Annotated in this window: 13 protein-coding genes; 3 read left to right on the top strand and 10 right to left on the bottom strand. The window is 40.8% G+C overall.

Annotation, left to right across the window (positions count from 1 at the left end; all coding sequences use genetic code 11):
• The first annotated feature begins 8 nt into the window (after positions 1-8).
• Positions 9-509, top strand: coding sequence for a hypothetical protein (locus tag LU635_RS11815; protein WP_240099474.1), 501 nt, complete (start codon positions 9-11; stop codon positions 507-509).
• A gap of 57 nt (positions 510-566) precedes the next feature.
• On the opposite strand, the gene bshA is transcribed toward LU635_RS11815, so the two are convergent.
• From bshA to LU635_RS11780, 7 genes are all read right to left on the bottom strand, one after another.
• Entirely contained in the window at positions 567-1,697 is a 1,131-nt protein-coding gene (gene bshA, locus LU635_RS11810; protein ID WP_240099472.1) for an N-acetyl-alpha-D-glucosaminyl L-malate synthase BshA, read from the bottom strand.
• A gap of 3 nt (positions 1,698-1,700) precedes the next feature.
• Positions 1,701-4,628: a serine hydrolase domain-containing protein gene (locus tag LU635_RS11805; RefSeq protein WP_240099470.1), complete on the bottom strand. Its 2,928-nt coding sequence runs from the start codon at positions 4,626-4,628 to the stop codon at positions 1,701-1,703.
• On the bottom strand, positions 4,628-5,113 hold the full coding sequence (locus LU635_RS11800) for an ABC transporter ATPase (protein WP_240099468.1): 486 nt from the start codon (positions 5,111-5,113) through the stop codon (positions 4,628-4,630). Before LU635_RS11800 ends, LU635_RS11805 begins: the two co-directional genes overlap by 1 nt.
• A 90-nt stretch (positions 5,114-5,203) precedes the next feature.
• A complete protein-coding gene (locus LU635_RS11795) occupies positions 5,204-5,995 on the bottom strand; it encodes a (Fe-S)-binding protein (protein WP_240099466.1) in 792 nt (263 codons plus the stop codon).
• 26 nt (positions 5,996-6,021) lie between these two features.
• On the bottom strand, positions 6,022-7,362 hold the full coding sequence (locus LU635_RS11790) for a 4Fe-4S dicluster domain-containing protein (protein WP_240099464.1): 1,341 nt from the start codon (positions 7,360-7,362) through the stop codon (positions 6,022-6,024).
• Positions 7,363-7,368: 6 nt separating this feature from the next.
• Positions 7,369-8,322: an MlaD family protein gene (locus tag LU635_RS11785; protein WP_240099462.1), complete on the bottom strand. Its 954-nt coding sequence runs from the start codon at positions 8,320-8,322 to the stop codon at positions 7,369-7,371.
• 56 nt (positions 8,323-8,378) lie between these two features.
• Complete coding sequence (locus LU635_RS11780; protein ID WP_240099460.1) at positions 8,379-9,503, bottom strand: N-acetylmuramoyl-L-alanine amidase family protein; 1,125 nt, start codon at positions 9,501-9,503, stop codon at positions 8,379-8,381.
• A 136-nt stretch (positions 9,504-9,639) separates the two neighbouring features.
• On the opposite strand from LU635_RS11780, the gene LU635_RS11775 reads away from it, so the two are divergent.
• Both LU635_RS11775 and LU635_RS11770 read left to right on the top strand, forming a co-directional pair.
• A complete protein-coding gene (locus LU635_RS11775; RefSeq protein ID WP_240099458.1) occupies positions 9,640-12,333 on the top strand; it encodes a putative LPS assembly protein LptD in 2,694 nt (897 codons plus the stop codon).
• 27 nt (positions 12,334-12,360) lie between these two features.
• On the top strand, positions 12,361-12,744 hold the full coding sequence (locus tag LU635_RS11770) for a RidA family protein (RefSeq protein ID WP_240099455.1): 384 nt from the start codon (positions 12,361-12,363) through the stop codon (positions 12,742-12,744).
• A gap of 1 nt (position 12,745) precedes the next feature.
• Here the strand turns inward: LU635_RS11770 and LU635_RS11765 are convergent, their stop codons facing one another.
• The 3 genes from LU635_RS11765 to LU635_RS11755 all read right to left on the bottom strand — a co-directional run bounded on the left by LU635_RS11765 (position 12,746) and on the right by LU635_RS11755 (position 18,595).
• Positions 12,746-13,114 (bottom strand): methylglyoxal synthase, encoded by a 369-nt coding sequence (locus LU635_RS11765; RefSeq protein WP_240099453.1) that lies wholly within the window; start codon positions 13,112-13,114, stop codon positions 12,746-12,748.
• 1 nt (position 13,115) lies between these two features.
• On the bottom strand, positions 13,116-14,102 hold the full coding sequence (gene pfkA, locus LU635_RS11760) for a 6-phosphofructokinase (RefSeq protein WP_240099451.1): 987 nt from the start codon (positions 14,100-14,102) through the stop codon (positions 13,116-13,118).
• A gap of 107 nt (positions 14,103-14,209) precedes the next feature.
• Positions 14,210-18,595, bottom strand: coding sequence for a translocation/assembly module TamB domain-containing protein (locus LU635_RS11755; RefSeq protein WP_240099449.1), 4,386 nt, complete (start codon positions 18,593-18,595; stop codon positions 14,210-14,212).
• Positions 18,596-18,715: the final 120 nt, after the last annotated feature.

Genomic DNA, 18,715 nt, shown 5'->3' with positions numbered 1-18,715 from the left:
AATCAAATATGAAAAAACTAGTTCTTATAACAGCTTTTATATTAGGAGCGGTTCTTTTTAGCGAAACTAAAGCTCAGGAAATTTCAGAGAATGCAATAGGCCTAAGAGTTGGAGGCGGTGGAGGATATGGTGCAGAGGTCTCCTATCAAAGAGCTACCAGTGGCAATAACAGACTGGAGTTCGATCTGGGCTGGAGAAATGATAGCTATTATGACGCTATTAAAATTGTAGGGCTATATCAGTGGGTCTGGAACATTGAAGGCGGTTTCAACTGGTATGCCGGTGTAGGTGCCGGGTTGGGCAATGTTGATGTTCCCGCCAAATATGATGACCGTTATCCCAAAGATGGTTTATTTGCTCTCATAGCCGGAGATATAGGTATCGAATATAGTTTCGATTTTCCATTGCTCCTTTCACTTGATTTCAGACCTGAATGGGGCTTTAATGACTATGACGTAATTGACGATTTTACTCCTGATGTTGCATTAGGTATCAGGTATCAGTTTTAGATTTCTTAAATAGGTTTAAGAAAGAAGAAGGTGGAGATTGAGAGATCTCCACTTTTTTTATGCGTTCACGAGAGCCCTTTGGTAAAGGTCTTCATACATTGGTACGATCTGATTAATGTCATATTTCTCTGCAGCCTGCAAGGCCTGCTTCTTGAATTTTTCCAGTCGTTTAGGGTCTTCAAGTATGGAGATAGCGCTGTTTGCCATGCCCTGCACATCCCCTACCTCATGCAGGAAACCTGAAAAACCATCAATATTAACTTCAGGTAAACCACCTGTATTAGAGGATATTACAGGTACTGAGTGAACCATTGCTTCAAGTGCAGCCAAACCAAAACTTTCAGTTTCCGAAGGCAGCAGGAAGAGGTCAGAAAAACAAAGTATTTTATCTATCTCATTGCTTTGACCAAGGAAAAGCACCCGGTCCCTGATATTAAGTTCACGAACCAAATTCTCAGCGACTTCCCTTTGTGGGCCTTCACCTACCATCATCAGTCTCGCTTTCATTTTCTTCTGTATCTCGAAAAAGATATTTACCACATCATCTACCCTTTTTACCTTTCTGAAATTGGATATATGGGTGATTATCTTTTCATCTTCATCTGCCATAAGCTCCCGCTGACAATCAGTAAAGCTCTGGTGCTGAAATTTCGCTACATCTATAAAATTTGGAATCACTTCAATATTCTTGGTTACCTCAAAGAACTTAAGTGTGTCTTCTTTCAGACTTTCAGAAACAGAAGTAACAAAATCACTGTGATTGATACTGAAGGTAACTGCAGGTTTATAGAAAGGATGGTTTCCTACCAGGGTAATATCAGTACCGTGGAGGGTGGTAACCATAGGTAAACTGATCTGCTCTTCGGCCAGCATTTTTTTGGTCATATAACCCGCATAGGCATGTGGAATGGCATAATGAACATGAAGAAGTTCTATCCCGTAATTCTTCACCACATTTACCAGCTTACTGCTCAACGCGAGTTCATAAGGCTGATAATGAAAAAGAGGATATTCAGGCACATTTACCTCATGAAATCTTATATGACTGGAAATAGTCTCTAACCTTACCGGTTGTTTGTAGGTAACAAAATGTACCTCATGGCCTCTTCGAGACAGTGCAAGACCTAGTTCTGTGGCTACTACTCCACTCCCTCCGAAGGTTGGGTAACAAACAATGGCAATTTTCATCGATTAAAAATCTATAGATTCGTATATTATTTTTTGAATTTGGGACCTAATATCCTCACGAATAAGTTTTCTGTTATTAGAATCAGGATAAGTTCGGTTTGACAAAAATACATAAACAATTTCTTCCTCGGGATCTGCCCATGCAAAGGTTCCTGTAAAGCCAGTATGACCAAAGCTCATCATGGAAACACAATTACAGGTAGGCCCGGCCTCACTTAGTTGTGGTTTGTCGAATCCCACACCTCGCCTTACATTATCCTCACAATAATAACAGGTGTTGTATTTATCAATAGTTTCTTTATCCAGAAGTTTTTCTCCTCCGTAAGTTCCCCCGTTCAAATAGGTTTGCATGAGCTTGGCCACATCATTAGCCGTACTAAACAAGCCTGCATGACCTCCAATTCCTCCCTGCATGGCTGCACCCTGATCGTGAACAAAGCCCCTTACCACCTGCCGGCGCCATAATTTATCATATTCGGTAGGTGCAATCTGAAGAGTATCGAACCTTGTTAAAGGCATAAAACCTGTATAGGTGGCACCCAGAGGTTTATAAAAATGTTCCTGGGTAAGCGTATGTAAATTACTGTTATAATAGGATTCCAGATAATATTTAAGCAAATAATACGGAAGATCGCTGTATTTATACTGAAGCCTTCTTTCCAGTTCACTTTTTTTGATAATATCTACAATTGTATCTCCTACATCATTCCGGATATACATGCCTTCCGCAACCTGTGTATTGAAAATTTCAGAGGGAGTATCACTGTAGTAGCTTCCTGAAAGCTTTTTGGTCTTTGGATCAAGGGTAGAAATATAAAACGGTATCCATGCCTGTAATCGGGCATAATGCATTAACATATCCTGAAGCCTGATACTCCCTTTATTGGAATTTTTAAAAACAGGCAATAGCTCTTCCAGCCTTGTATTGAAATTTACCACTTCATTATGGTCAAGTTCCATGACCAGGGGAAGTGTTGCCAGGATCTTGGTTAATGATGCCAGATCATAGATGGTGGTATCGGTAACCGGGTGCTCCTCCTCATAGGTCTGGTAGCCAAAATTCTTTTGATACACTACTTTTCCCTTTCTTGCAACAAGGACCTGCGCCCCTGGAGTCATTTTCTTGTCTATAGCATAATTTGCAATACTATCTATCTTTTTTAAGGTAGCTGAATTCATCCCGACACTTTCGGGAGCTCCGTAAGCCAGCCGGTTAATGTTACTGGTATTGAAGCCGGTACCTTCGGGAAATTCATTCTTTATACTTACAGGCAGTCTTCCTTTCGCATCTAAGGCCCCAAAAAGCACCTGTGCAAGCTTTTGCTGAGCAACGGGATGGTTTTGATAACCTACAAGTATGCCTTCAAGATTCGCAAAACTCTTGATATCCAGTAATGCATAAGGTCTCGTGAATAGGGAAAGCACCGTTCTGTTCTGTCTGGCGATTTCGTGTAGCCAGACGAGTTCCTTATCAGAAAACTTATAAGAAGACCAGGGGCTTTTATCTGATTTATGATAGCCCACTACTACATAGTTGTAAGCTTCAAGCTTCTCCAGAAGGTCTGATAACTTTTCAGCTTTTACCCAGTCAACTTCGGCATATTTCTTCATTTGGGATAAGAACTCACTGCCATCAGCATCCCCGAAGTTCACATAAGCGATCTTCTTTTTCGCGAGGTCTTTAACCGGAACTATCCCTTTGTTGTTCTTTAAAAGAGTGATCGCATTCTCAAATAATTCATGCAATAGTGCATCGTCTCTGGAAGTATTCAACTCTTCAATTAATAAATTGGTGGAAATTGGTTTGAAATCACTGAGTCCTACTTTGTATTTTGCAGCAAGTATTTTCTTGACCGAAAGTTCCAGCCTGCTTTCGGGAATAATGCCTTCATTATAAGCCTCAACGATACTTTCCGAAGCTTTTCCAACATCCTGACTCATCAAAAGGATATCGTTCCCTGCAAGAAATGCTTCCAGATCCACTTCTCCCGGTTTCCTTCCCTGTGTAACACCTTTCATCCCCAGGGCATCCGTAAAGATCAAACCATTAAAGCCCATATTGTTCTTGAGAATATCAGTAATTATGGTTTCTGAAAGGGATGCCGGAAGACCATCCTTCGATTCCAGGGCCGGAACATTGAGATGCGCCACCATAATACTGTTAAGACCTTCAGGGATAAGTTGCTTGTAGGGATACAGTTCAACATTATCTATCCTTTCAGAGGTGAAATTTATTGTAGGTAGTGATTTGTGTGAATCCTGGTCGGTATCCCCGTGCCCGGGAAAATGTTTTGCGGTACTTAAAGCTCCTTCCCGCTGCATGCCTCTCATAAAAGCCATGGCTTTCTCGGTAACATTCTCTTTGGTCTCTCCAAAAGACCGGTTACCGATGATGGGGTTTTCAGAATTGGTGTTTATATCCACCACCGGAGCAAAATTGAAATGCACTCCCAGTCTCCTGGCATGTCTTGCGATGGCCGCACCGGCATCTTCTACAAGTTTGTTATTCTGAATAGCTCCAAGGGTCATATTCCAGGGTAGGGCAAAGGTACTATCCAGCCTCATCGCCAGTCCCCATTCTGCATCCATACCCACCAGTAGAGGAACTTCCGACATTTCCTGAAATTCGTTGGTAAGTTTTGCCTGTCTTACGGGGCCACCTTTAGAAAAGATAAGTCCGCCAATATGATGTTCCCTGATAAGTTTGCGAATAATATCGGCTTCATTCTCATTTTGAGACCAGATACTGGCCATAAAAAGCTGCCCCACCTTTCGCTCAAGGCTCATGGAATCATAGATACTATCCACCCATTGCTTCTGAGCAGGGTAATTCTCTACCAGAAGCGGATTGGCATTTTGGGCAATTCCACTTATAGTGATTAATAGAAAAAATAAGAATGTATAAAACCTTTGGGGCTGCTTCAACTTCATCAATTCAGAAAACGTTTGTGCCAGCTTTCAGAAGCCGGAACTTCCCAATCTGACAGATATTCGGCTTTATTGTTTACAAGATTATTAAATACGATGGTTTTTGGTGATACTGCCTTTTCTTTTGCCATTTTTCTGAAATCTGACAGGCTTTTATAAGCAATGAATTCACCTTGTTTGTATGAGACGTTCATTTTATCAAGCAGGTCCACGCCATACTCCTTCTCCAATTGCTGAATGAAGTTAACAGAAGCATCTATAGAGCATCCTGAAGCGGCATTGAGTTGCTGATCCAGGGCTATGGTAATAAAACGATTGTATTTGATATCGTAGGAAGCCTTGAGGTCGGCTCCGTGAGCAGTCCACTTTTCGATAAAACGATCAAGTTTCTGCGAGATCTCCTGAACTTCTTCTTTTGTAAAAGACCTGTTGGCCTGATATATCCATACCCGCGAACTATCGGGCAGACTTTCAAATGGTACTAACATATTTATTGGCTAAAATTGAATTGTTACAAATCTAATTTTTTTAGCCATGAGCTCAAATATAGTACCGGTATTTAACTTTTCAGATTTTAATTAAAGATCTTCTGCATTGGCAATGAGTTCAGCAACATCTATTACTGCAACGCTATCTTCCTTGTCCTTGCCTTTAACACCATCGGTCATCATAGTATTGCAAAACGGGCATCCTGCCGCTATGATCTCAGGATTGACTTCCAGAGCCTGCTCTGTCCTTTCAATATTCACATCTTTATTACCAGGTTCCGGTTCTTTGAACATCTGCCCGCCACCGGCGCCACAACAAAGACCTTCCTTCTTACATTTTCTCATCTCCACAAGTTCCACCTCCAGCTTTCTTAACAGATCTCGTGGAGCCTCGTATTCATTATTTGCCCTCCCCAGATAACAGGGGTCGTGAAAAGTGATCTTTTTACCTTTGAATTTCCCTCCTTCTACCTTTAACCTTCCTTCATTAAGCAGGGCTTTCAGGAACTGCGTATGGTGCATTACCTCATAATTCCCACCCAGGGAAGGATATTCATTCTTAAGCGTATTGAAGCAATGAGGACAAGCCGTTACTACCTTTTTGATCTCATAACCGTTAAGCACTTCTATATTAGTTGCTGCCTGCATCTGGAATAAGAATTCATTCCCGGCACGCTTTGCAGGGTCACCGGTACAACTCTCCTCAGTACCTAAAACCGCAAAATCCACTCCTGCCTGATGCAGTAATTTCACAAAGGCCTTGGTGATCTTTTTGGCTCGATCATCAAAACTACCAGCGCAACCAACCCAGAACAGAACTTCGGGTTTTTTACCTTCTGCCATATATTCGGCCATCGTAGGAACCTTAAGTGCTTCTGCCATATTGTTAATCTTTTATTTTTTTGGTGTTATTTTTCTTTTGCCCAATTAAGGCGGTCCATCTGATTATAAGGCCATGGCGCTCCATTATTTTCAATATTGGTCATAGCGATGGCCAGTTCATTAGGAGCTGCACTCTGCTCCATCACCAGATATCTACGCATATCAAGAATGATAGAAAGAGGATCTATACCAACCGGACAGGCTTCCACACAGGCATTACAGGTAGTGCATGCCCATAATTCTTCTCTTAAAATATAATCATCCAGCAATTGCCTGCCGTCATCTTCATATTTGCCATTTTTGTTGATAATCTCTCCTACCTCTTCCAGCCTGTCTCTGGTATCCATCATGATCTTTCTCGGGGAAAGCTTTTTTCCTGTCTGGTTTGCAGGACATTCCGAAGTACAGCGACCGCATTCGGTACAGGTATAAGCATTTAAAAGCTGAACCTGGTTGAGATCAAAAACATCTGATGCTCCAAATTTTTCTGGCTCCTCCTCTTCTTCACCCTCGGCCGGTGCAGCAAAGGGATCGGCATTAGGATCCATCATTAACTCAACTTCCTTCTTAACAGCTTCAAGATTATCAAGTTTACCCTGAGGAGTAAGCTTTGAATAATATACATTCGGGAAAGCAAGTAAAATATGCAGGTGTTTCGAATAATACAGATAATTAAGAAAGAAAAGTATACCCAGGATATGCGCCCACCACGCAATTCTTTCAATTATAATTAACGTAGAATTGCTAAGGCCATCCAATAATGGTAATAAAAACTGGCTTACGGGAAAGCTCCCTATAATTCCGGCTTCAGAAGTATAATGAGTGGCTCCGTTAAGCTGTAACTGATAATCTGCAGCATTCATGGTAAGGAACAGCACCATAAGGACCATCTCAAAATAAAGGATGTTATTAGCATCGTTCTTTGGCCAGCCCTTCATCTCACGGTTCCAGAATCTTTTTATCCTGCTAACATTCCTTCTGGTCCAGAAAAGTATCACCCCTACAAGCACAAGGAATGCCAGAATTTCAAAGGCGGCTATCAATACATTATAAAAACCTCCAAGAAAGGATAATATGCGATGGGTCCCAAAGATACCATCTATAATGATCTCCAGAACTTCAATATTTATAATGATAAAACCTAAATAGACTATTATGTGGAGGGCACCGGCCAGGGGTCTCCGAACCATTTTGCTCTGGCCCATCGCGATCCTTGCCATTTTAGCAAATCTCTCCCCGGGATTGTCAGTTCTGTCTACCTCTTTTCCCAGTTTTATATTTCTGATAAGTCTTTTGACGTTTCTGGCGAAAAAAACTATTCCCGCCACCAGGGCAATAGCAAATAAAATTTGTGCAATAATCTGCATGGTTGGTTATTTTAAGGTGTCTTTTGGAGGATCATATGGACCTGGATTCTTGCCAAAAACCGAAAAATGCACATATCTTTTCGGATTCAGTTTTACATCCTGAAGTAATTGTTCAAGTTGTTTTGTTGCACGGTCCAGGTTATTGTAAACAGCATCATCATTGATGAGCTTGGCCGCGGTTCCATTTCCATTATTCAGTTTATCTGAAACACTTTCGAAATCGGCCACCACTTTTTCAAGATCTGAAGTAAGCTTCCTGATATCCATGCTGGTAAGAGTATCTGAAAATTGATTGAAATTAGTAGACATTTCATCCAGATTGGTAAATGTCCTGTCCAGTTTTTCAGAATTACCCTGTACAATGCCCTGAAGTTCCTCTGCAGTAATTCTAAAACTTGTAACTGTATGGTCAAGGTTCTTAAAAGTACCACGGATATTCTTTCGGGTGGAATCGTTTAAAATCTGATTAATTGCCGTTAGCATGGAATCTGCGCTAACTATAGTACCTTCAAGTTTCTTTTGAAGTGGCGTAAGTCTGTCGTTCACCAACTCCATGATCCCTTCCTCTTTACTGCCTTTTAAGGTATCGCCATCCTTTGCCATCCCAATTTTTGCGTCGTATTTTGGAATCACCGCGAGAGACTTGCCTCCAATAATATTACCTCCATAAATTTCAGCAAGGCTGTTTTTTGAGAATGGGAAATCATTTTTAACGGTAAATGTTACCAGAAGTTCACCTTTTTTGTTTAGAAAATCTATCCCTGTGATCTTACCAACTTTTAGACCGTTGATGGTAACTTCTGAAGAGGGCGATAAACCTTCAACATCGTCATACACTGCATAAAAGGTACGACTGTTGTCCAGTAGATTTTCCCCCTTTAGAAAACTATAACCGAAAATTAAAATTACTATTGCTATAATAGCTAGCAGGGCAGTCTTGACCTCTCTGGAATATTTCAAAAGCAAACTTTTTAAAGGATAAGCACAAATTTAGAAATAAAAATATAAAAGCCATTCTATTTAAGCCTAGATTTTAACGCCTCATTAACCGTTATCTTATTGTCATTTCTAAAAGCAACAATATAACTGCTTGGATATCCCTTCTTTATTGCTTCCTGATGTAATTGCTGTATTTTCAAATAATCTGAGGTTTCACCATAATAATACTTATACAGCTTCCCTTCTTTTGTGCGCTCTATATTCTGTAATCCCTTAAAATTATATGGTTTGGCATCTATTTTCTTAGAACCTGCAGCAAGCTGCACTCTGAATGTAACATCTCTATATATCTGGGGCTGGGTGATTTTGGGTGAATCTTCAATCCTTTCGGGATGGTTTACGGCAATACTTTCGAGGGTATTCAGATTAATGGTATGGCTATATTCTACAATAGCATTGGTAATGGCGGCTGCCATTTTATCCCTTCCGGTGTTACTGTTCAAAAAAGCTCCTTCCTGATCATTGGTAAGGAAACCGGTTTCTACAAGCACACTGGGCATATAGGTTTGATGGAGAACGATAAATCCTGCCTGTTTAACACCTCTATTCTTTCGGTTAAGCTTGTTGGTGAATTCTTTCTGTACAAAATCTGCCAGCAGAATGCTTTGATCCAGGTATTCTTCCTGCATTATGGTGAGGCCTATAAAAGATTCGGGTGAGTTGATATCAAAATCACTATAAGTGATCTCATAGTCCTCTTCCAGGTATATCACCGAGTTTTCCCGTTTGGCCACTTCAAAATTTGTTTCATTTCTATGCAACCCAAGAACAAAGGTTTCAGTTCCATAGGCCTGAGAATTATGAGCGTTACAATGTACTGACACGAAAAGATCAGCATTGGCATCATTGGCTATCTTCCCTCTTTTTTCCAGTGGAATAAAAACATCGGTATCCCTGGTATAAACAACATCAACTCCCTCATATTTTTCAAGGGCCTTCCCTATCTTTAAGACAATGCTCAAAGCGATATCCTTCTCCTTATAACCGTTCCCGATATTCCCGGAATCCTTACCTCCATGACCGGCATCAAGAACAACCACGAACCTGTCCATGTTCGGTGGAATTTCTGCCGAAAACACTTGGCTTGAAAAGCCGGTTATTAAAATTGCAAATACGAAAAGTTTAAGTAAGTTCGTTCTCATAAAAAGCTAACGCTTAAGTGGGGTGAATATTTTAATTACTATTTTTCCTGCGCTCTCAAAACTCAGCTGAAAAAATATATGTAATTTTGGAGTTGCAAAAAGCAAGCCAATCCGTACAAAAATAGCACTTAAAGCATTGCAAACAAATATCCCGAATAGTCTTTTTTGCTTCGTTTTCACGCTGTTCTTTTCCCTTGTTTTGTACCCACAGGAAGTAGAAACATCTTCTATTCCGGTGCGGGCAGAAAAGGATTCGATAGCTCCTGCGATGAATGCCGATGAGATAAGCAGGCAGCTTCAGCAACAGGACACCACTAAAACAGATACTGTAAGAAAACCCCAGTTCCTTACCGATATAGTAACCTATACGGCCACAGACTATATGAGGCTAAGCCCAAAAGAGAATAAAATGTACCTGTATAATGAGGCCAAAATCGTGTATGGGGATATGACCATAGAAGCGGGCCTTATTATTATAGATAATTCAAAAAATGAGGTCTATGCATATGGAATTGAGGATTCTACGGGTGTATATGTTCAAACCCCGGTTTTTACCCAGGCACAAAGAACGGTTGAGCCAGATTCCATAAGGTTCAATTTTGATACAGAACGTGCCCTGGTTCATAACTCCCGGACCCAGCAAGCCGAATTCAATGTAAAAGGAATGGTTACCAAAAGGGAGAATGATTCGGTTTATTTTATGAAGAATGTACGCTTCACTACCTCTGAAGATGTAGATAACCCCGAATATTTCTTTTATGCCAGGCGTATTAAATTCGTTCCGGATAAGAAGATCGTATCAGGACTGGTGAATATGTATATCGCCGATGTGCCTACTCCCCTGGGCTTACCTTTTGGGTATTTCCCATTGACAGAAGAAGAGACCTCCGGATTCATTATTCCATCCTTTGGCGACAGTCAGTATGGTTATAATCTTCAAAATGGGGGCTATTATTTTGCGATAAGCGATTATGCAGATCTTCTGGCGGTAGGAAGTTATTATACAAATGGAACCTATAACATGGAGCTAACGTCCAACTATGCAAAGAGGTATCGTTTTCGGGGGAATTTTAGCGTGAGATATGAAAAAAGGTTCAATAGCCAGCGGGGCTTTCCCGATTTCAGCGAATCATCTTCCTATAACATCAGATGGTCTCATAGCCAGGATGCCAAAGCAAATCCGAGTTCCAGGTTCTCTGCTTCAGTAAATCTGGGGAGTAGTGAATATTACCAGGAATCCATCAATCAGTCAAATACCGGAAATTTCCTGAACAACACTTTGAGTTCTTCGGTTTCGTACAGTAAGACTTTTGAGGGAGAACCGCAGGTGAATCTGAGTCTGGCTGCAAGGCATTCCCAAAATACACGAACCCAGAGCATCAATATGAGCCTGCCAACCTTGCAGCTGAGTATGTCAAGGATCTATCCTTTTGCTCCGAGTGTGGGTGCCAAAAAAGGTCTTTTTGAAAATATTAATTTACAATACAGCTTACGGGCCGAAAACCAGATCGAAACTACAGACTCCTTATTCTTTAAACCTGAAATGTTCAGGGACGCTAAGCTGGGAGCCCAGCATTCCATACCGCTTTCTACAAACTTCAAACTCTTTAAGTTTCTAAGTGTTAGTACCGGAACCAGTTACGAAGAAACCTGGGTTTCCCGTACTTTTGAACAGTCCTATGACCCTGTGCTAAATGAAGTTATTAGGGATACCGTTAACGGTTTTGATTCCTATCGTACCTATAACTTCAATGCAAGTATGGGTACAACAGTTTACGGGCTTAAAAGTTTTGGAAAAGATAAGAAGATTCAGGCTGTACGCCATGTGATGCGACCTTCAGTGAGTTACAGTATTAATCCCGGGTTTGACAGGTTCTATGATACTTATGAAAGGCCAGACAGGGCGAATCCTGATCAAATTGAACTGGTTGATTACTCCAGATTCGATGGTACTTTATATGGGGCTCCGGGCAGGAATTTTTCCAGTTCCATTGGCTTAAGCTTAAGTAATACTTTTGAAGCAAAGGTTACCTCAAAAGACAGTACCGCTACCGAACCAAAAAAAGTAACACTGCTTAACAACTTTAGCATGAGTACCAGTTATAATCTGGCTGGAGATTCATTAAGGCTATCCCCAATTTCTCTTAGGGGTTCCATTCCGATAGTTCAGAATAAACTGGACATTAATTTTGGCGGTAACCTGGATATCTATGCACTTAATAACAACAATCGCCGAATTGATAAGCTGAATATTGAGAATGGAGGAAGTCTTTTCAGACTAACCAACGGAAGTGTAAATTTTGGTTATTCTTTTTCCAGTAAAGATTTTGAAGGTGGTGAGGAAGAAGAAACTGACGAGCTTGAAAATGAAACCTTTAGAAATGGCGGAAGACCGGATGATCTTTTTGGAAAAGGTATGGGCCCCGATGGCGAGTTGTTTGAGGAGGATGAATTTGAAGGAAAGGAAGAAGAAAATGAAAATTCCTGGTATAATTATAAGATCCCGTGGGATATAAGAATGGCCTATTCGCTTAACTATTCAAATTCCGCAAGACAGGATGAAATTTCAGCACATTCTTTAATGTTCACCGGGAATGTGGAGCTGGCTCCAAAATGGAAAGTAGGTGTGAGTTCCGGATATGACCTGGTAAACCAGGGATTCACTTTTACCCAATTGCGTTTCCAGCGAGACCTGAACAGCTGGATGATGAGCTTTAACTGGGTTCCATTCAGCAACAGGAAATCATGGAACTTCCTTATAAGAATAAAGGCGAATGTGTTAAGCGATATTAAATATGAAAAGAGACGCGAGAGGGACAGACAATTATAGAAGTTAGAATTTTAAAATTATATGATTATGAAAAAAATTATTAAAACCGAAAATGCACCGTCTCCGATAGGGCCTTATAACCAGGCAGTTTTTGCAGGAAATACTCTGTACGTTTCAGGTCAGATAGCCATTGATCCTGAGACAGGAGATCTTGAAACCGAAAATCTTGAAAAGGAAACCATCCAGGTGTTGGAAAACCTAAAAGCCATTCTGAAAGAAGCAGGTTTAGGAATGGAGAATATCGTTAAGACCTCTATATTTATTAGTGACATGAATAATTTTGGCCAGATAAACGAAGTATATGCCCGTTATTTTGAATCAGAAAACGCACCGGCAAGAGAAACTGTAGAAGTGGCCAATCTCCCTAAGTTTGTAAATGTTGAAATTAGCGCTATAGCAATAAAACTTTAGCTTATTCCAGCCCTTTTATAAGTAGCCTGGCGGTTGCAGGATTGGTGGCCAGTGGCACATTATGTACATCACATAATCTCATTAGCATAAATATATCCGGCTCGTGAGGATGTTTATCCAACGGATCTCTAAAAAAGATAACCATATCCACAAGTCCTTCAGCGATCCTGGCAGCGATCTGCGCATCCCCGCCAAGAGGTCCGGAGAGTAATTTATCCACCTTATAACCAGCAGCTTCTGTTTTAGAGCCTGTAGTCCCGGTAGCTATAATATTTATTTGTTTGGAATCAAGTATTTTTCTGCTCTCGTTAAGGAACTGGACCATTTCAGGTTTTTTACCATCATGGGCGATTATCGCTATTGTTTTCATATTAGGTTGATAAGATTTCAGATATTCTAAGAAGGTCCTTGTTGATATTATGTTTTCCTTTAAGGGCCTGATCCAGGCTGCAGGATACAATTTCATTATTAAGCATACCCACCATCAGATCTTTTTTACCATCCAGTAAAAGTTCTACAGCCTTAACTGATAATCGACTGGCAAGCACCCTGTCAAAACAACTGGGCCTTCCTCCCCTTTGAATATGCCCGAGAACAGTGACCCTGGCATCATAATTAGGAAGGTTCTTTTTTACGTAATCAGCAAGCTCAAAAACATTCTTTCCAATCTTATCTCCTTCAGAAACCACCACTATACTTGAGGTCTTTCCGGCGCGTCTACTTCGTTCAAGAGAGTCCAGCAATCGCTCCAGACCGAGGTTTTCTTCGGGAATAAGGATCTCTTCAGCACCAGCTCCTATTCCACTGTTAAGAGCGATAAATCCGGCATCACGACCCATAACCTCCACAAAAAACAGACGATTATGGGAACTGGCAGTGTCCCTTATTTTATCAATTGCTTCTACCACCGTGTTCAGAGCCGTATCGTAACCTATGGCATAATTAGTCCCGTAAATATCATTGTCTATGGTCCCGGGAACTCCAATCAACGGAAAACCGTGCTCCTTACTGAATACCTGGCCTCCGCGAAAAGTTCCATCCCCACCTATCAGGATCATGGCATCAACTCCATCTCTTTTTAGGTTTTCTGCAGCCCTGGCTCTTCCCTCTTCGGTAAGAAATCCTTTGGAACGGGCACTCTGAAGGATAGTCCCTCCCTGGTTTATGATATTGCGGACACTCCTGGCGTTCATATTGACGGATTCACCATTTATCATTCCCTGATATCCCCTGTAATAACCTACACATTCTGTGTGATAATAAGCACAGGTTCTTACAACTGCCCTGATCGCAGCATTCATCCCCGGGGAATCTCCGCCGGATGTCATTACTCCGATACGTCTTACTTTTTTTCCCATAAAAATTTAATTGATAATAAATCTACGAACTAATTTGAAAAATTCGGTCGGTTAAACATACTTCCCCAAATTTAAAGGGATGTAAATGAATGAGCACTAAATAAATATTAAAATTTCTGTTTGCTAGCACTGGTAGATGGGAAATTGATATATTCCGGAGCCACAGATTTAGCCGATTCCTCTTCCTGTTCTTCGGCGGCAGATTTTACTATCTCGGTATTTGCGATCTTTCTCAACAACTCTTTGAAGGTGTCAAAGTCTACCGAATAGGATAGTCCAATCCCCTGCGTAAATCCTATTTCTTCACCAATGAACTGGATATTGCTTTCACGGTTGAATACCTTGGCGCGTAGTGTTCCGTCTTCATTCAAAAGAAAATCGATTTCAAGATCACCAATTATAACCGATTCAGTAATTCCTCCTATGGGCACACCTACCTGACCGTTAATAATAACCCGGTCAGAAATTTGCGTTGACAGAGTGAGCCCGAACCGATCCACCGTTTGCTGATCTGGTGTACGGTCTCCCTGCACGTAGTTCACTCCTACCTGGAACTTGCCATCCTCGTCGGCAAAAATATCATTTACAATACTTGAGGCTCTTTCCGCAAGAGTTCCGTAAATGGCTGCACCACGCAAGCCAAACTCACTGTAGAAAGTACCCTGTGTGACAAGAAATAGGGCTTGCAGTTCTTTACTGGCCCTGTCATCTATGCGGTACTGCAACTCCGATTTCACCGTAGAACTCACATTAGGAAAATCAATGTCAAAACTGATATCCGGCTGTTCTATCTCTCCCTGGAGGTTAATCACCACATCTACGGGGATTTTCCGGTTAACCGATGGATTTTCAAGTAAAACTGCAGGATTTGCATTCAAGGAATAAACAGCACTTACATCTAGCTGAGCATCCATCGGATCTCCATCCCAGTTGATACTTCCTCCCGATTCTACCTTGAAAACTTTCTGAACAAGTCCGGCATATTTGAAATTATAAACCCCTTCATAAACCACAAAATCTCCCCACATATTGAATTTTCCGTTGGTGTTGATCTCAAGAAGAAGGTTCCCGGCTCCACGGCCCCTGAGAGTACTCCCGCTGGTTTTATCAACCACAACCTCTACTTCTGCATCGTTGGTAATATCAAGATCAAAAATCATTTCAAGTCCCTTCACTTCCGGGATCTCTATCTCCTGCCCGGCCAGTCTGGCGGCTTTTTCTTCCGGACTTAAAAACCGTATAAAAGAATTGTCACCTACAGATTCAGTATCACTTAAAGGGATCTTGAATACCGTTCCTCTTTCGGTTGCTGCATTCACATCGATCACAAGTTCGTCGGTAGGACCTTTAATAGTAGCTTCCCCATCTATAAAAGCTGTTCCGTAATAAAGAGCATCTTCATCTGCTTCGGTATCCAGCACCAGTATTCTGTTTGATCTGACGTTAAGATCCAGAAACCATTCTGAAAAATTACGATGAGAAATGGTTCCGTCCAGAATACCGCGAGTTTTATATTTTGTATCAATGATCCCAATATCCTCAAAAACAAATTGCTGCTTGGTGAGGTCTACCCTGGCCCGGTCCTGAAAGTCCAGATCCACATTGAGATAAGGTATGCGCAGGCCTGCCTGGATCAGATCAAGATTACCTGAAAAATCAGGATTCTTATAATTCCCGGTAACAAAGGCCCTGCCAGTCGCAAAACCCCTGATATCTGTAAGCACATCTGCTCCCAGAGGCGTAAAGATTCCCACGTTCAGTCGGTTAAGGTTCACTTCCAGATCTATTGTGGGTTCAGCGCCACTTACATTTATATCCCCAATGGCCGATAAGGATTCCATACCTTCTTTCCGAAGTACGGCATAAACCGAATAATTGGTAAGATCTTCATTCCCGTCCACATCCATTCTAAGGTCGCCTAAAAATATATCATTCACCTCAAGGGAATCTACGGTCATATCTGTATTCGGATAATAAGCCCCATTTTCCTGTAATAGGTCCAGATCTCCGTTAAGTGTACCGGCCAGATCAAGGCTGTCTATCTCGGGTGTTATTTTACCAACATCCACATTTACGAACTGCATTTTGAAATTCTTATATGTAGAGTCCCGCATTTGTCCGCTAAGCCTTATTTCCTCATTCTGGTGACTCATCACCAGTGAATCTATCTGTAGATCTCTGAATTTATTATCAAAAATTATCTTATTGCTTTTGTTTCCGGATTCATTCAGATACCAGACCTTTTCCTTAAATTTAAAATCTGATCGCTGTATACCCACCACAGATTTGCTATTCTCGTTGATTGTATGGAAAAGGTTCAGGTTAAAAACATCATTATTGCTCTTGCCCCCCTGAAATTCAGAGCGAATAAATAGCGTATCCCTTTGGGTTACGTTAATAAAACTGAACTCAGAGAAATTATAAAGTCCGGTGGAAACACTATCGGCCTCAAAGAAAGTATTATATATAGGGTTTGTATTATCTACCTGGAGGTTTACCTCTTCCACCATATTGTCAAATATGTCGATCCTGGGAGATCTGAAGGTAAGCTTGAATTCTGACTCATCAGATTCTACCCTTCCCCTGATAAAGGTATTTGGAGCGAGTTCAATTTCAGGATAAAAAACCTCTACGATCTGATTGTAGATATCAAAATCAAATTCCATATACTGGTTGGTAGTAATGGTCCGGGGTTTATAATTAGTATAAATACTTCCCAGGGAATTCTGAAAAAGGGCCCCTACTTCACCAATCTTAAACACACCGGTCACCTCTCCATTTATAACATCTGGTGACTGAATTTTTATCGTTCTAACCGGTCCTTCAAAACTGGATGAAATACTCAGGTCGTCAAAATAATAAAGATCATCCTGGTTCCTGTAGGAGGTGTTTAGCAGAAGAATATCTCCAAAGGCATCATCAATATCAGTTCCTTTCATATTCATGATCACATCCCCCTTGAAAACAGAAATACTGTCCCTGTTCACAAAATTAAGAGTATTAAGATCAGCATACTGCACAGATGCTTCAAAGTCATATACATTAATATCTTCCGATAGATCTGCAAGCCCGTTGAATTCCATTTGAAGGTTGGGGTCTCGAGAAACAAAGTATCCATTGAAAACCGGATTCCTGAGATTTCCTATCACACGAATGTTTGAATAGGTATAATTGTTATACTGTATTTTTGAAATACTCCCTTTTAACTGGGTATTGAGATGCTCACGATCAAAGCCGCCTCCATCAAAATCGATATCAAAACTGGTCTTACCGAGCACCTTATTATCGGTAAGGAGGCCAATATTAAAGTTCCTGAAAACCAGCTTTCCTTTATAGGTTGACCTTGCTGAACTATTAAAATTTCGGAGAATAAAATCGGCATCGGCTGAGCCTAACTGGCTGGTTAAGTAAACATCTGCATCCAGGGAAGAATTGGTCACAAAAGTATTTCCCTTAAGATTAACACTTCCAAATTCCCTGAGAGTTTCAGGTAATTTACCAAGTAGCGGCCCCGGCAGAAAGTTCACTATATCATAATAATTGGTATTAAAATCGGAGAAACTTCCATCCATACTGAATGTATCCGGTTCTTTTTCAAAAGAACCTTTGATCTGAAAATTACCATAAATAGTTGTACGGTCAAGCCCTTCAAGCTCAAAGCCTTCCAGGTGAAAATCGTTAAGCGTACCGGTTAGTTTCGTTTTGAAATTAACAACCTGGTCATCCCCGAATCCATCATAAAAAGCCTGCAGATCATTGCTGGAGAGCACACTTTTCCTGAAATCGGCCTCCACCTGGACAAGATTCTCAAAATCGGAAAAATCACCCTGATCGTAGTTAAAATAAAGATCAGCCATTATCAATGAACCCGGCGTTTGCAGACTCATATCCACCAGATTCATATTTGTAGGGTCGTAATGAAATTGAGTAGACAGGTTATCGATCTGAATTCCCCGGTGCTCCTGCCCTTTAAGACTACCTATATCAATATTTATATTTTCATCGTCTATCTCCAGTTGATTGGCATAGATGTTAAGGCTGTCGATTATAAGCACATCAGGGCTGTCAAGGTTTGCATCAAAATAGCTGTAACGACTATTTAAGATCTGGACATTATCTGCATTTAATTCAAAGTGAGTAGAATCTCCTTTTGGCTCTTTTCGAAGTTTTTCGATCAAAACCCCAAGATTGTCCTTGTCCTCACCTTTATAGCGCCTCATTCTCATATCAAGGCCCTTTATTCGTGTATTTCCAAGATTCGGAGAATTGTTAATAAGATTGGTGAAGCTAATTATGGAAGAGCGTATCTCATCTGCGGTAAATAAGGTGTCGGCATGATGATCCTCCACATATATTTCATTGAGTCTCACATTCCCAAAATAACTTAGAGACACCCGACCTATTGAAATATTAACATCACTATTCTCGCGAAGTGAATCAGTAAGTCTTTTAGCTACAGATGTTTGTACTGAAGGAATGGAAAATACTATCAATAAAATTATGATTAACAAAATCAGTGCGACCACTGTTTTAGTTAGTATTTTCCAGAATTTTTTGATACGTTTTTATGTTTTAACTTTGCGTCTAATTTACAACTTCTATGCCCAATAATT

Origin of the sequence: Christiangramia crocea (assembly GCF_022410465.1) — a bacterium.
Classification (GTDB): Bacteria; Bacteroidota; Bacteroidia; order Flavobacteriales; family Flavobacteriaceae; genus Christiangramia; species Christiangramia crocea.
This window is presented reverse-complemented; position numbering and strand designations above follow the sequence as displayed.